At 60.4% G+C, this 14,091-nt stretch carries 10 protein-coding genes; 1 reads left to right on the plus strand and 9 read right to left on the minus strand.

Annotation, left to right across the window (positions count from 1 at the left end; all coding sequences use genetic code 11):
* Positions 1-620 precede the first annotated feature (620 nt).
* The 9 genes from EZI54_RS13505 to EZI54_RS13545 form a co-directional block, all read right to left on the minus strand.
* Complete coding sequence (locus EZI54_RS13505; protein WP_131482418.1) at positions 621-1,364, minus strand: response regulator; 744 nt, start codon at positions 1,362-1,364, stop codon at positions 621-623.
* A 190-nt stretch (positions 1,365-1,554) separates the two neighbouring features.
* A complete protein-coding gene (locus EZI54_RS13510; protein ID WP_131482419.1) occupies positions 1,555-2,262 on the minus strand; it encodes a sensor histidine kinase in 708 nt (235 codons plus the stop codon).
* Entirely contained in the window at positions 2,259-3,899 is a 1,641-nt protein-coding gene (locus EZI54_RS13515; RefSeq protein ID WP_242674463.1) for a tetratricopeptide repeat-containing response regulator, read from the minus strand. Before EZI54_RS13515 ends, EZI54_RS13510 begins: the two co-directional genes overlap by 4 nt.
* A gap of 2 nt (positions 3,900-3,901) precedes the next feature.
* Positions 3,902-7,426 (minus strand): hybrid sensor histidine kinase/response regulator, encoded by a 3,525-nt coding sequence (locus EZI54_RS13520; RefSeq protein WP_131482420.1) that lies wholly within the window; start codon positions 7,424-7,426, stop codon positions 3,902-3,904.
* A gap of 59 nt (positions 7,427-7,485) precedes the next feature.
* Positions 7,486-7,989 carry a hypothetical protein gene (locus tag EZI54_RS13525; protein ID WP_131482421.1) on the minus strand — a complete coding sequence of 168 codons (504 nt, stop codon included), beginning with the start codon at positions 7,987-7,989 and terminating at the stop codon, positions 7,486-7,488.
* Between the two features lie 87 nt (positions 7,990-8,076).
* Complete coding sequence (locus EZI54_RS13530) at positions 8,077-9,843, minus strand: sodium:solute symporter family protein (RefSeq protein ID WP_131482422.1); 1,767 nt, start codon at positions 9,841-9,843, stop codon at positions 8,077-8,079.
* Positions 9,844-9,848: 5 nt separating this feature from the next.
* On the minus strand, positions 9,849-10,112 hold the full coding sequence (locus tag EZI54_RS13535; RefSeq protein ID WP_131482423.1) for a DUF4212 domain-containing protein: 264 nt from the start codon (positions 10,110-10,112) through the stop codon (positions 9,849-9,851).
* Positions 10,113-10,475: 363 nt separating this feature from the next.
* The gene (locus tag EZI54_RS13540; RefSeq protein ID WP_242674468.1) at positions 10,476-11,183 is read right to left on the minus strand and encodes a 3'-5' exonuclease; all 708 of its coding nucleotides are present in this window, start codon (positions 11,181-11,183) and stop codon (positions 10,476-10,478) included.
* Positions 11,184-11,188: 5 nt separating this feature from the next.
* Entirely contained in the window at positions 11,189-13,099 is a 1,911-nt protein-coding gene (locus EZI54_RS13545; protein WP_131482425.1) for a putative nucleotidyltransferase substrate binding domain-containing protein, read from the minus strand.
* A gap of 383 nt (positions 13,100-13,482) precedes the next feature.
* Here EZI54_RS13545 and smrA point away from each other — a divergent pair, with 383 nt between their 5' ends.
* Complete coding sequence (gene smrA, locus EZI54_RS13550) at positions 13,483-14,064, plus strand: DNA endonuclease SmrA (RefSeq protein WP_131482426.1); 582 nt, start codon at positions 13,483-13,485, stop codon at positions 14,062-14,064.
* Positions 14,065-14,091 lie beyond the last annotated feature (27 nt).

The following is a 14,091-nucleotide window of genomic DNA, read 5'->3' on the forward strand; positions in this document are numbered from 1 at the left end:
GCCAAAGAAGGTGTTCGACCGCCTGTCTCTGGTCAGTTTGCTGGATACGATAAACCGGCTTCAGAGCCAATCATGAACCGCCGTGGTACGGAACCGTATGCCCGGTGGTGTGAGAGGACGGGGGAGGTGACTCCCCCTCCTACTCGATGCCTCACAAAAGTGACCTGCGGGGTGTGCAGAGAACCTCTCCACCGCCCGGGGCGAAACGCTTCAATGCCGGCTAATCCGCCTGCTCCTGCCAGTATCCAGTCCCGCTCGGTGGACCGCAGATCACGACTGCGGTTGGAAAACTAATGACCCCCTTGCTTCAAATCATCGAACCATTGCCAATGTGCAAGAAGACAGCTCCCCAACAGGCTTATCGACCTTCTCCAGACCTATCCCCGAAGACCTACCGTCTACCTACTACAGCTTGCGCACAGCGGTGCCATCAGACCATACCGCCACCACGCCCACTCCCTCTCTCCAAGTTGCTCTCCGTTGCTCCCATATCCCCAGGCTGATGCCACGCAGAACCAGCCGTATCACCATCATTTACCCAGGAAAAAGCCCCGACAGTCTGAACCGCCGGGGCCGCCTGGAACACAATGACTGAAAGCCAAAAGGCATAAGTGACCTGGTTACTGCCCCTGCCCATCAATTCCCACTATCTGGGCAATAATGTCCTGAATCACAGTGAACTGCTCATTCACGCTATTGAGTACCTGTTTGACCTGCGCCAATTCGAGGGAAAAATACACCGTCACGGCCACCAGCCCCACCAGTGTCAACGACCAAAGCAGGCGCAGTCGACGGTAGCGTCGATCAACGCGTTCCTCCAACTGTGCCTGAAGGGTGGCGACGGTTGTTCTCAGTTGATGAAGTTCGTCGTGGGAGTCTTCGTAGGCGATCTCAAGCGTCGACAGGCGGCCGGTCAGGCGACGGTTGACAGACGTCTCCTCGGTGCCGTTAAGTGGCTCCCGGGGTAGGGGAAGTACGGGAATATCGTCATCGCGGCCGGCCAGGATGGAATCCACCATCTCCAGAAGTTGGTCTCGATCCACCTGCTTGCTGATCACCCCTGCAGCGCCCAGGGCTTTCGCATCTTCCAGGTATTTATCGGCATTCTGGGAGGTGTACATGAAGACCGGAATATTCCGGGTGTCGGGATCGTCCTTGAGAATCTTCAGGGCATCGAAGCCATTCATGCCCGGCAGCAGGTGATCCAGAAAGATCAGGTCGTAGGACTCCGCACGGAGCATTTTAAAGCCCTCTTCCGCGGAAGCTGCCCCCCGGGCCGTGAAATCCCCTTTCTCAAGCATGCGGGCAAGGATGATCCGTGCCGTCGACGAATCATCAATAATCAGCGCGTGGCCGCGAGGCATAATTCTCTCCTTATGAACTGATGACTCCGACCACACCTGGGCCTTCTTGGTAGTCGCCCTCAGACGCTTTAACCCTTGCCTGGATTCACCGGAGGAGCGCCTGCTTGCCTGGAGTTCTCGAAAAAGTTATCCCGTCATGTCACCCGGCGCAAGGAATTGGTGCCGGTTCCTGTGAGCACCGTCGATGCCCTCAGGGCAGGTGAATCTCGAAGACGCCTCCGCCGAGAGGCCCGCCGTTAAACAGGCGAACGAAACCGGTCCGTTCCCCCTCCTGGTGGAGGCGGGCAACGGCATCCGCAAAGTAGAGGCCCAGCCGCGTGCTGCCGCTGTCGAAGTCGATAGGGGCGGATGTTCCCGGGGACGTCGACAACATACTGGCAGGGTACCCCTTGCCGTCGTCTGCCACCTGGATGACCAGGTATCCATTCTCTTCCCGACTGCCCATGCGAATGCGTTTGTCGGTATAGCGGATGGCGTTATTGAGTGTGTCATTCAACACGCCGCTTAGGAGGTCTGCGTCGAAAAAGCCGCTGATTGGATCAGCGGTTATCTCGTAACTGATGCCACGACCATCCAGGAGTGGCACATGGCGCGCGAGTTGGGCTTCCAGGTAGTCGGGAACGAAGTGTTCCTCGACATGCGCCGAGAGATTCGACTGGTCCAGCCGGTAAAGCCCAAGTAGCTGGACCAGGTCTGAATGAACCCGTTCGGCCTCGTAACGCAGGGTGTTGAAACGGGGCGATTGAGCCCCATCCGGCGACAGTTCATCCCGCAGCTCATCCAGCGAGTGCAACAGCATGCCCAGCGAGTTCTTCATGTCGTGAACGGCAGAGGCCATGACCATGGCAAAATCCGGCGACGGCTTGGTGCCCTGATCGGGTTGGTCGGCATCAGTCATGACAGACCCTCGACTTTGCGTTTGAGCGATTGGAAACGACGATACTGCTTATGTCGCTCGGGCAGGCTCTCCAATTGAGCCAGACACTGTCGGCACTCCCGGATCAACGGTTGCCGATCGGCTCCCTGGTCGATCTGCCGGAGGCGGACCTGTATCAGGTTAAGGTTCAGGGCCGGGTGGGCCGGCACCAGTTTCAGGGCTTCCGAGAAACTGGTCGCCGCGTTATCGAGGTCCCGATTCTCGAAGGCCTGGATACCCTGGCGAGTAAGACGGCGGGCCTGCAGTTTTTGGCGGAAACTGACCGGCTCATCCAGTAAGGCTTCGATGTCGGACTGTACCGCTTCATTGCCTTCACAGCGCTGGGACAGCGCCATCAGTCTCTGCCAGGCTTCATCCCGGCGATCCATTGCAAACAGCGAACGCGCCAGTTCGAGCTCAGTATCCGGGGCATTGCCTTCTTCGCTTTCCAGGAAGCTGTTGATGATGGCACTGGCTTCGCTCGTGCGTTTCTGGCCCTGGTGAACCCGGGCCTCGATCAGCCGTGACACCTCCGGAACCCCGGCCGAGTCGGGGAATCGCTTGCGAACGAGCGCGAGGGCCCGCAGCGCTTCGTCGGCCCGGCCACGGCCCTCATCACTGGAGTCATCCTCGCTGAGATCGCAGAGTGACCGTCCCAGACCCAGGTAGTGGTCCGGGTGGTCGTGAATGCTGTAGTGGCCCAACTGGACCGTGCGGCGCCATGCCTCACAGGCGGTATCCATGTCCTGGTTGCTGCCGGCCAGCATGGCCAGTTGCTTCTGCCGCAAAATGGCATTGGGCGACAGGGTGGCCGCCTGTTCCAGCGTGCGTTGTGCCGTTCCCTGCTTGCCCGCCAGTGACTGGGCACGCGCCAGGTGATCGTAGGCCTCGACCATGTCGGGCTGTTTCTCGATCAGGGTATGGAGGGCGTCTATGGCCTCAGCATAACGCTGCTCGGCGATCAGGATGCGCCCCAGCCCCAGGCGAGCCCAGGAAAGTTCCCTGGACTGCAGGACATCCTCGCAGATCTTGCGCGCATGGCTGTAATCGCCCACCTGGTAATACAGGTCTGACAGCGTCTTGAGAATCCAGGTTCGATAGCGCGGCTGTTGGGGCAGCATCTGTGTACACAGGGAAATCGCCTTGGGCAGGTTGTCCAGGTCCATTTCCCGGTTGATCGGCAAAAGTACGGCCCGCTGCTGCAGGAGGGCACCAAGTCGCTGGCTCAGGGACGCCTGGTTGATGGGTTTGGTGAGGTAGCCGTCCGGCTGGTATTCCCGGGCTCCCATGACCATCTCCTTGGACGTTTCCGCGGTCACCATGATGAACAGTGCCGTACGTCGCAACAGCTTGCGGTGGCGTAACTCCTCGAGAATGTGTTGACCGTTCTTCCCGGCACCCAGATTGTAATCGCACAGGACGATATCGAACTGCTCGTAGGTGCAGCTCTGGATGGCCGCGTTGCCATTGGCACAGGCCTCGATATGGCCGATACCCATGCCGCGCAGCATCTGCCTCATGGACAGGCGAAAATTTTCGAAATCGTCCACGATCAGAACCCTCAGTTTCGAGTAGTCGATCGGTTGGGCGCTGGACGAGGTCGTTGTCGAAGATTGCACGGTCAGACCCCCTGGGCGGCTTTCTTGAGCTGCTTGTTCACCATGGCTCGCAAGGCGGCTGGTTTTACGGGTTTATACAGGATCTGATACCCCAGCTCCAGCGTTCGGCTGCGGACATCCTCGGCCATGTAGCCGGTGATCAGAATGCCGGGAATGGACTCTCCCAGTTCCGCGCGCAGGGTATTCATGGCATCGAGGCCGTTCCTGTCGTCGTCCAACTGGTAGTCGGCCAGTATGATGTCGGGCGGATCCCCGGCCAGCTTATCGCGAGCCTCCTCCAGGCTGCGGGCCGGAATGACCTGGCAGCCCCAGTTATTCAACAGTGCGATCATGCCATCGAGAATGTTCTCGTCGTTGTCGATGCACAATACCGACAGTCCCTTGAGGTTGGACAGACCGCGTGACGAGGATTTCGAGGTCTGGGCCGTTGCACTGACTTCGACCGGCTCCACCCGCGGCACCGTGATGCTGAACATGCTGCCGCGGCCCTGTCGGGAGCGTACGTTGACCGGGTGATCGAGCATGGTGCTGATGCGGTCGACGATGGCCAGGCCCAGGCCAAGCCCTTTCTGGTCACTGGCCTGCTGCAGGCGGCGAAATTCTTCAAAGATCTGTTTCAGCTTGTCGCTGGGGATGCCGGGACCGGTATCCCAGACTTCGATTCGGATGTAGCCCTGCAGGCGCCGGCAACCCAGGAGGATGCGGCCGGTGGGCGTGTAGCGGATGGCATTGGACAGGAAGTTCTGGATGACCCGGCGCAGCAGTTGCAGGTCGGAATGGATCCAGGCGGAGCAGGGCACCATGTGCAGTGCCAGGTTCTGTTCCTGGGCGATGGCGGAGAACTCTGTCGACAGGTGGCGCAGCAGCTCGTTGACGGAGAAACTGGAGCGCTTGGGTTCCAGCGCACCGGCATCCAGCTTGGAGATGTCCAGCAGCGTGCTGATGATCTCCTCGGCGGCTTCCAGCGAGCTGTCGATGTGATCCACCAGTTCCTTGAGCTCGGTCCCCGAGGCCTTGCCGGCCAGCGCCGAAGTGAACAGGCGCGCTGCATTCAGCGGCTGTAGCAGGTCATGACTGGCGGAGGCGAGGAAGCGGGTTTTACTGACGTTGGCCTGCTCGGCGACGGACTTGGCGGTCAGGAGCTGCTCGTTCAACACCTGCAGTTCCTGGGTCCGTTCTTTGACCCGCTGCTCCAGATAGATGTTCGTCTCCTTCAGCGCCTGCTCGGTCCGGCGCATGGGAGTGATGTCCTGGAATGTGGTTACATACCCGCCGCCGGGAATCGGGCTGCCTTCGATCTGCAGCACTGTGCCGTCCGGTCGGTGCTGCTCATCGCCGAAGGCCAGGCCCTCTCGCATGCAGTGCAGCCGGTATTCCACCAGCTCGTCCACCTTGCGGGCGGGCAGGTTGGTCACCATGTTGTAGCGGATCAGGTCCGCGAATGGCCGGCCGGCGCGCACGAAGCCGCGTGGGTAGGTAAACATTTCCAGGTAGCGCTGGTTCCAGACCACCAATTGCTGCTGGTGATTGACCACGGCCACGCCCAGGCTGATGTTCTCGATGGCGGACTGCAGCAACTCCCGGCTGAACGTCATGGCCTGGGAGGCCTCGTCGACGATGCTGACCACATCCTCGATCTGCATGTCACGCCCGGTGAGCGTGGACTCCAGTACGACCCGGGCCGTGGATGCCCCGATCACGGAGGCCAACTGGCGTTCCACATACTTCATCAGGTGCGTACTGGCCGGCCGGTGCGGTGACAGCCGGATGGCGTTCCGCCGCTCGTAGTTGCGGAACAGGGTATAGGCCCGCTCCTCGCCCATGAAACGGTCCGCAACCGCCTGCAGGTCGGAAATCAGGATCTCGCCCTCCCAGACCTGCTGCTGAGGTGTGTCGGCCCTGGGCTCGGGATCGTGGAAGAAAGACGCAATCTGGATCTTTTCCCGGACCCGTTGGCGAGTCACCAGGGACAGGGCAATATAGATCAGCATGTTGCAGCCGAGACTCCAGATAATACCGTGGCTGACTTCGTCCATCTGCAGGCCGAACAGGGCGGTGGGACGGGTCCAGGCAATGCCCAGGATGCCGTTCTCGATCAGGGTATGGCCGAGCCAGCCGGTCGACGTCAGCGTCGGGATCAGCAGGGTGTAGCACCACATCAGGAAGCCCGCGGCCAGGCCCCATACCGCCCCGGTGTGATTGCCCCGCCGCCAGATGATGCCGCCCACGAGTGCCGGGCCAAACTGGGCCGCAGCCGCAAACGACAACAGACCGAACGCGGTCAGGCTGTAATCCTCACCGGCCAGCCGGTAAAACCCATAGGCGATCAGCAGGATCACGAAAATCGCCACCCGGCGAATACTGAGCAGGAGGTAGCTCAGGTCCCCGCGCCGGCTCATGCGTGGATGGAAGAACTTGAGCAGCGCCGGCATGATGATTTCGTTGCTCACCATGGTGGAGATGGCCACCGAGCACACGATGACCATCGCTGCGGCGGCTGATCCCCCGCCCAGGAAGGCCAGTACCGCAAGCCACTGCTCCCCGGCCAGGATGGGCAGGCTCAGGATCATGACGTCCGGATTGGTCTGCCCGCTGGTGGGCAGCAGCAGCCCGCCGGCAGCAATCGGCACCACGAAGGCGCTGGCGATGAGCAGATAGGCCGGCATGGCCCACCGGGCGGTATTCAGGTCGCGATGGTCGGTGTTCTCGACCACCGTGACGTGGAACTGGCGGGGCAGGCAGATAATGGCCAGCATGGCCACCAGTGTCTGGGTAATGAATGCCACCGGCTCGATGTTGTCGGTGGTGAGCGTACCCATCAGGTTGGCATCGCGGATGCGTTCGAACAGGTCACCGAAACCATCGTACAGCCCATAGCTGACAAACAGCCCCACCGCGACGAAGGCAACCAGCTTGATCACCGACTCGAAGGCAATCGCCTGGATCATGCCCCGATGGTGTTCGGTGGATTCCAGGTGGCGGGTACCGAAAAGCACCGTAAAGATGGCCAGCGCCAGCGTGATATACCAGGCTGAGTCGGTCCATGCCGCTTCGCTGATGGAAGGCTGGAACAACCCGCCGGGTTCGGTCAGTACATTGAATCCCATGGCAATCGCTTTCAGTTGCAGGGCGATATAGGGAATGCTGCCCACCAGCGCGATCACCGAGATCAGCGCGGCCAGGGTCTGTGACTTGCCGTAACGGGAGGCGACGAAGTCCGCAATGGACGTGCTGTTGTTGCGCTTGCTGATATAGATGATGCGTCGCAGCAACGGCGAGCAGAGCAGGAACACCAGCAGGGGGCCCAGGTATATCGGCAGGAACCCGAAACCCTCCTGGCTGGCCCGGCCGACAGCACCGTAGAACGTCCACGAGGTAAAATACACCGCCAGGGAGAGGGCGTAGATGTGGGTGCGGGCAAATTTCCGCTGGTAAAGGCCGGGGTGGCGGTCGCCCGCCCAGGCCACCAGGAACAACAGTGAGATATAGGTTACGGAAATCAGGGCGAGTAGCCAGACACTCAGCATAGAAAGCCTTTGCCGCGGAACATCTTCCAGTCAGTTTGTTCGGATCAGGTGACTACTGGTCAGGAGCATACCCGAGCGAGCAGCGGGTCGCTGTCGGGCAATTGCCGGAGCGCCTTGGTGTTCGCCTTACCATCGTCGCCCACGGGGACCAGTTCCTGAGAGGTGCAGTTCAGGAGGTAGACCTGTTCTTTTACCGAGTCAGTATAGGTCCTCTCAAACTGGTAAAGATAGAAACTCGCCACATCGGGGTCCGACGAGATACGGGTGATGCTGTTGGTGTCGAGCACCGTAAAACGGGCAACCTGCGGCACGATCAGGCTCCAGGGGCGCCAGATGACCCTCTGGGTCTCTTCGCTCACAACCTCGGCGCCCTTTGGCAGGCGTGATTGCATCACGGTGTGCCAGGTGTACTCGTTGTAGGCCAGGTAACCCAGCATGCCGGCACCGGCAAATACCGGAATCAACCAGCGTGGTGCCTTCTGTCGGGTTGCGGCGCGAATACCCAGGGCCAGACCGGCAGCACCGAGGCCCGCAAACACGGTAGCAACAAAATTCCAGAACATCGGGATTCCTTAAATAAAACGGGCTTCCCCGGAGGGAAGCCCGCTTGTGGTCGTTATGCAGCTAGCTGCATTGAACTACATTTCGGATTAATGGTCGACCGCGTTGCTGGCACCACGAGGGTAGCGCACGCTCTCGACCAGATCCTGGATCTCCTGCGGAGGTTCCTCGGTTGCGGAGGACACCGCGAAGGCGACGACAAAGTTGAAGAGCGCACCAATGGCACCGACGGACAGCGGGGAAATCCCCAGTACCCAGTGCTCCGGTGTGTCCGGCAGGTTGTTGGTGCCGGGGATGAACAGCCAGCCCTTGTACACGAAGATGTAAGCCAGCGTGAAGGCCAGGCCCACCAGCATGCCGGAAATGGCACCGGTGTTGTTCACCCGCTTGGAGAAGATCCCCATCATCAGCGCCGGGAACAGGGAAGCGGCAGCGATACCGAACGCCAATGCCACCACCTGTGCGGCAAAGCCGGGCGGATTGGCCCCCAGGTAGGTGGCCACGACGATGGCGACCGACATGGAGATCCGCGCGGCCATCAATTCGCCCTTCTCGGTGATGTTCGGGTTGATCGACCCTTTGATCAGGTCGTGACTGACCGCCGACGATATGGCCAGCAGCAGACCCGCCGCTGTGGACAGGGCGGCTGCCAGCCCCCCGGCGGCAATCAGACCAACGACCCAGCCCGGCAGGTTGGCGATTTCCGGGTTGGCCAGCACCAGGATGTCCCGGTTGACATCCAGCTCATTCCCGTTCCAGCCGCGGGCTTCAGCCTCGCTCTTGAAAGCCGGGGTGTCGTTGTAGAGCTGGATCCGGCCGTCGCCGTTCTTGTCGGTATACTGGATCAGACCGGTGGTCTCCCACTCCTTCACCCAGTTGGGACGGTCGTCGTACTGGATGGGGGCCGACTGGGTGCCTTCCGGATAAATGGTGGTCATCAGGTTCAGACGCGCCATGGAGGCAACAGCCGGTGCCGTCAGGTAGAGCAGGGCGATAAAGACCAGGGCCCAGCCGGCAGACCAGCGGGCATCCGCCACCTTGGGTACCGTGAAGAAACGGATGATGACGTGCGGCAGACCGGCCGTACCGATCATCAGTGTCAGCGTGAACAGCACCATGTTCAGTTTGTTGTCCACGTCTGCCGTGTACTCATTGAAACCCAGATCGGTAATGACCTGATTCAGCTTGTCCAGGATCGGCATGCCTGAAGCCGTGTGATCCGAGAACAGACCCAGCGCCGGAATCGGGTTGCCGGTGAGCTGCAGGGAGATGAACACCGCCGGAATCGTATAGGCGACGATCAGCACGCAGTACTGGGCCACCTGGGTGTAGGTGATGCCTTTCATGCCACCGAGTACGGCGTAGACGAAGACCACCACCGCGGCGATGATCAGACCCATGGTGGCGTCCACTTCCAGGAAGCGGGAGAACGCCACGCCGGCACCGGCCATCTGGCCGATAACGTAGGTCACCGAGGCGACAATCAGACAGATCACGGCGACCAGGCGCGCGTTCTTGCTGTAGAACCGGTCACCGATAAACTCGGGCACCGTGAACTTGCCGAACTTGCGCAGGTAGGGCGCCAGCAGCATAGCCAGCAGCACGTAGCCGCCGGTCCAGCCCATCAGGAAGGTGGAGTTGGCGTAACCACCGGCGGCAATCAGGCCCGCCATGGAGATGAAGGATGCCGCGGACATCCAGTCGGCGCCGATGGCCATACCGTTGGTGACCGGGTGCACGCCGCCACCGGCCACATAGAAGTCCTTGGTGCTTCCGGCCTTGGCCCAGATGGCAATGGCAACATAGAGGGCGAAGGAGCCGCCCACGAACAGAATATTAATGGCAAATTGACTCATCGTGCTTACTCCTCATGCAGGCCGAATTTACGGTCGAGCGCGTTCATTCTCCAGGCATAGAAGAAGATCAGAACGATGAATGAGAGAATGGAACCCTGTTGGGCAAACCAGAATCCCAGATCCGTTCCGCCGACGTGAATGCCGGCCAGAAGAGGACGGAAGAGTATCCCGCAGCCGTATGAGACGAAGGCCCAGACGATCAGGCATCCGACAATTAGGCGCAGGTTGGCCTTCCAGTAATCCACAGCGTTTTGAGGGTCGTGCGACATAACAGCTCTCCAATGTTGTTTTTATTGAACATGGGCTCTTTATTGGTAGGCGTTTGGTCCGAGACCGGCGGGACTGACGAGATGATCGTCGGCGGCTGTCCGCTCCATGGCCGGATGTGGCCGGGGCGTGGATCAATACCGCCTCGGATCGGGGTTCGTGAAGTGCTGCACGGCGCTCGGGTCACTCGGAAATACTTGTTCGCATTCTTTTTCCATCTTTACCCAGAGTCAGACTCTACCGGGAGTCCGGGTATTGGATATTGGCAAATAGTCTAAGAATGCAATGGTTAGTGCTGAAACATCTTTGGAAAGTGATATGTCGCTTTGCCAACAGATAAGGGAGGCGGGAAAAGTGCCCATATATCAATGGTTTTTTAGCTGCTGGATGCGGCGCCCGACCCGCAGGGTAGCGTCGAGGTCGGCCAGGGAGTGGATGTTTTTCCGGCTGGCATAGCGCAGGGCGATCAGTGCCAGCTCCGCCGTGGCCATGGCATCGGCCGCCGCGTGGTGGCGTTCACTGACCGTCAGTCCGAACCGGTCCACCCAGTCGTCCAGCCGGCCTTTGCCCGCCGTGGCGTCGGGGAACAGGGCAGGCAGGATCTCGGCAACGTCCAACCAGGCATGGCTGGCGGTGTAGCCCAACTGCTTTTTCAGGGCCTTCTCCAGGAAACGGCGGTCGAAGGCGGCGTGAAAGGCCAGGATGGGATCGCCGTTCATCCATTGCAGTAGGCGCAGGAGGGCATCTTCCGTTTCGTGCCCGCGCTGGAGGGATTCCGGGCCGATCCCGTGGATCAGGACGGTTTCGCGGATGTCCAGTTCCGGGCGCCGCAGGATCAGGTCGAATTGATTACCCAGAGGGATGCTCATCCGGTCTATGGCGACGGCGCCAATGGCGATCACCTCGTCCCGGGCGGGGTTGAGGCCGGTGGTTTCCAGGTCCAGGACGATCAGCCGCTGGTCGGCGAACGCCGTGCTGTCCAGCCGTCTGGGCGAGGGCAGATCCGCCGTATTCGGGTGTCGGGCCGATGAGCGTCGGCGCCGTGACAGCCAATGGCGGAGGTGTTCGAACAGGGCCGTCATAATTGATAGGTGATCTCGAGCTTGTGCTGGAGTCTCTGGGCCTGACGGAACGACTCCCGCAGGATCCGCCGGTCCAGGGGATTAAGGTCGTCGGGATTGACGTAGTTGTGCAGGGGCTGGTCCTGGCTGGCCTGTTCCTGGTGGGCACGCATCCGGATGGCCTGGATCAGTCCATAGGCCTCTTTCCAGGCGTTGGCGTCCTTGCGGTCGAAAACGCCCTTTTGTGCCAGTTTCTCCATGCGTTCAACCGTGTTGGATTCGGTAATGCCATGGGCCAGGGCAAACACGCGAACCGACTCGACAAAGGGGGCCAGACCTTGGCGCTTGAGGTCCAGGGTGTGTTTCTCTCCATCGGGAGCGTAGCGAAAGCCGCGGAACAGGGTCAGTGGCGGGCGCCGTTCCACGGCATTGGCTGCCAGCATTTTCTGGAACAGCGCGTTTTTCTGGATGCGCCCCACAATTTTTTTCTGGAGTGCCTCCAGTGGAGCGGCGGGACCGAACACGGCGCGCATGTCGAGAAAAATCGAAGAGTAGACCAGGTTCTGGGGCGTCGAGGTATCGATAAACCGAATAAACCAGTCGTCCCATTCGCTGCTGCTCAGGCACAGTTTGGGGTTGCTGGCCATGATGTTGCCCCTGCACAGCGTGAAGCCGCATTCGGCCAGTTCGTTGTTGGCGGTCTCCGCGAATGGCAGCAGCCGCTTTCGCACGTCGTTTTCGCTCATGCCGTCCGGCGGGTCGAACAGGATGCCATTGTCCTGGTCCGTCAGCAGCGTCTGTTCCTGGCGCCCCTCGCTGCCGAAGGTCAACCAGGTAAAGGGGATACCGGGATCGCTTTTCCGGATATTCAGTTCGAGGACACGGCGCACCGTCACGTCATTCAACGTCGTGATGATCTTGACGATCTGCCCTGAATCGGCGCCATGGGCAAGCATGGTGTCGACCAGTCGCGACACTTCCGAGCGCAGGCTGACGAGGGTCCTCAGGTGTGATGCCGTGGCGATGGTGCGTGCCAGGCGAACCAGGTCGACCCGTTGCAGGGAAAAAAGGTCGCGCTGGGAGACCACGCCGGCCAGCCGGCCTTCCTCGTCGACCAGGCACAGGTGGGCGAAATGGTGCTCGGCCATCAGCATGGCGGCGGAAAACGCATCCCGGTCCGCCGGCAGGGTCATCGGTTCCCGCGTCATGACCTGGCTGACAGGCGCATCCAGGGAGGCGGTTTCCTCAGCCACCATGGTGCGCAGGTCGCGCAGGGTGAAAATGCCCACGGGCTGGCGGGTTTCGTTGGTCACGATAATGCTGCCCACGTCATTCTGGTGCATCCGGGCCACGGCCTTGCGGATGGGAGTGTCCGGTGAGCAGATGATGGGGTTGCGCAGGGCGTAGCGGTCCAGCGGCGTGTCCAGCGAGTGGGTGGGGCTGATCGAGGCCATGGCACCGGACTGGATGCGCTGGTTCACCTGATCCAGCAGACTGCTGACCCCGCGCAGACAGAAATCACGAAACGGATCGCTTTCAGCAAACAGCGTGACGAAACCCTGATGATCCAGGCTGAGACAGAAGGTGTCTCCGGCGGCCCGGTGAAGGGTCCGGGTCGGGCGCTCACCAATCAATGCAGCCAGCGGGAAGCACTCGCCCTGGCTGATTTCGAACGTGGTCTGCACACTGCCGTCCTTGCCTTCCCGCTCACCGCGGATCAGGCCCTGCTTGACGACATTGAACGTGGTCACCGGCCCGTCGTCCGGGGAAATCACCACATCGTTGTCGGCGTAGAAACGCAGCGTGCAGTGTTCGGCAAAATGAGCCAGATGATCCTCGTCCATGCTGGCAAACGGGTTGTGTTCGCGCAGGAAGGCCATGATAGCCCGTGTGTTCTGCGGATGTGAGTCCCGGATTTCGGCGGGCATGGCGGTTCCTGCGGTGCGTTGGGGTGTTGTTACCGGGAGAGTTTAGTCGAAGCTGTCGAATGCCAGGAATGCCGATGCGTAAGACTAATGTACAACTGTCGGCGTGGCATGATTTGGATAAGGTATACGCAGTTATCTCGTAACTGATCTCCGTCGGGATAACTGTCTGTGGTGTCTGAAAGCTTAAGGGAAGTTATCTTCCCGATATTATGCTCCCCCCGGTCCCCTCCGGGGGTTTTTTCGTTCTGGGCTTTCAATTCCTGCCTGATCCCCCTCTTTCGACTTGCTTCCGTGCCGGCATGGCTGGTGGTAGAGTTTTTCTGTCCACTCCTGTTTTTTGGAGAGTCCCGGACACGCACCACTGCAACAAATCGGGAAGAACCATGACCACAAAAGAGGAGCGGCTCAGCTTCCTGGAGGAGATGAGCGACGTCCGCCGCATCAAGCGCCCGAACCAGGCCGACGTGCAGGCATCGCGTGCGGTCACACCAGGCCACCTCGAACGCCAGCGCGCAGCGGTCAACGAGACACCGCGGGATGCCAATCCGCTGACCGGTGACAATGTCGACCCCCTCAAGAGCCACGATGTGCTGGCCTACCAACGGCCTGGCATCCAGCATGGTGTCTATCGCAAGTTGCGCCTGGGCCAGTACCCGATCGAGGCACGCCTTGATCTGCACCGCATGACGGTGGAGGAAGCACGCCGGGAAGTGTTCAGTTTTATCAACGAATGCCTCGCCCATGGCATCCGTTCCGCCTTGATCCTGCATGGCAAGGGGGAGCGAAACCCGGATGGGATCGCCCAGCTAAAGAGCTATCTGGCCAAGTGGCTGCCGGAGCTGGAGCCGGTCATGGCCTTCCATTCCGCGCAGAAACACCACGGCGGCACCGGTGCTGTCTACGTCATGCTGCGCAAGGGCGAGCGTGATAAGCAGCGTAACCGGGAACGCTTCGGATCCAAGTAAACGGATTGTCATCTCTGCGGTGCCTTG

The organism is Marinobacter halodurans, assembly GCF_004327985.1.
GTDB lineage: Bacteria > Pseudomonadota > Gammaproteobacteria > Pseudomonadales > Oleiphilaceae > Marinobacter_A > Marinobacter_A halodurans.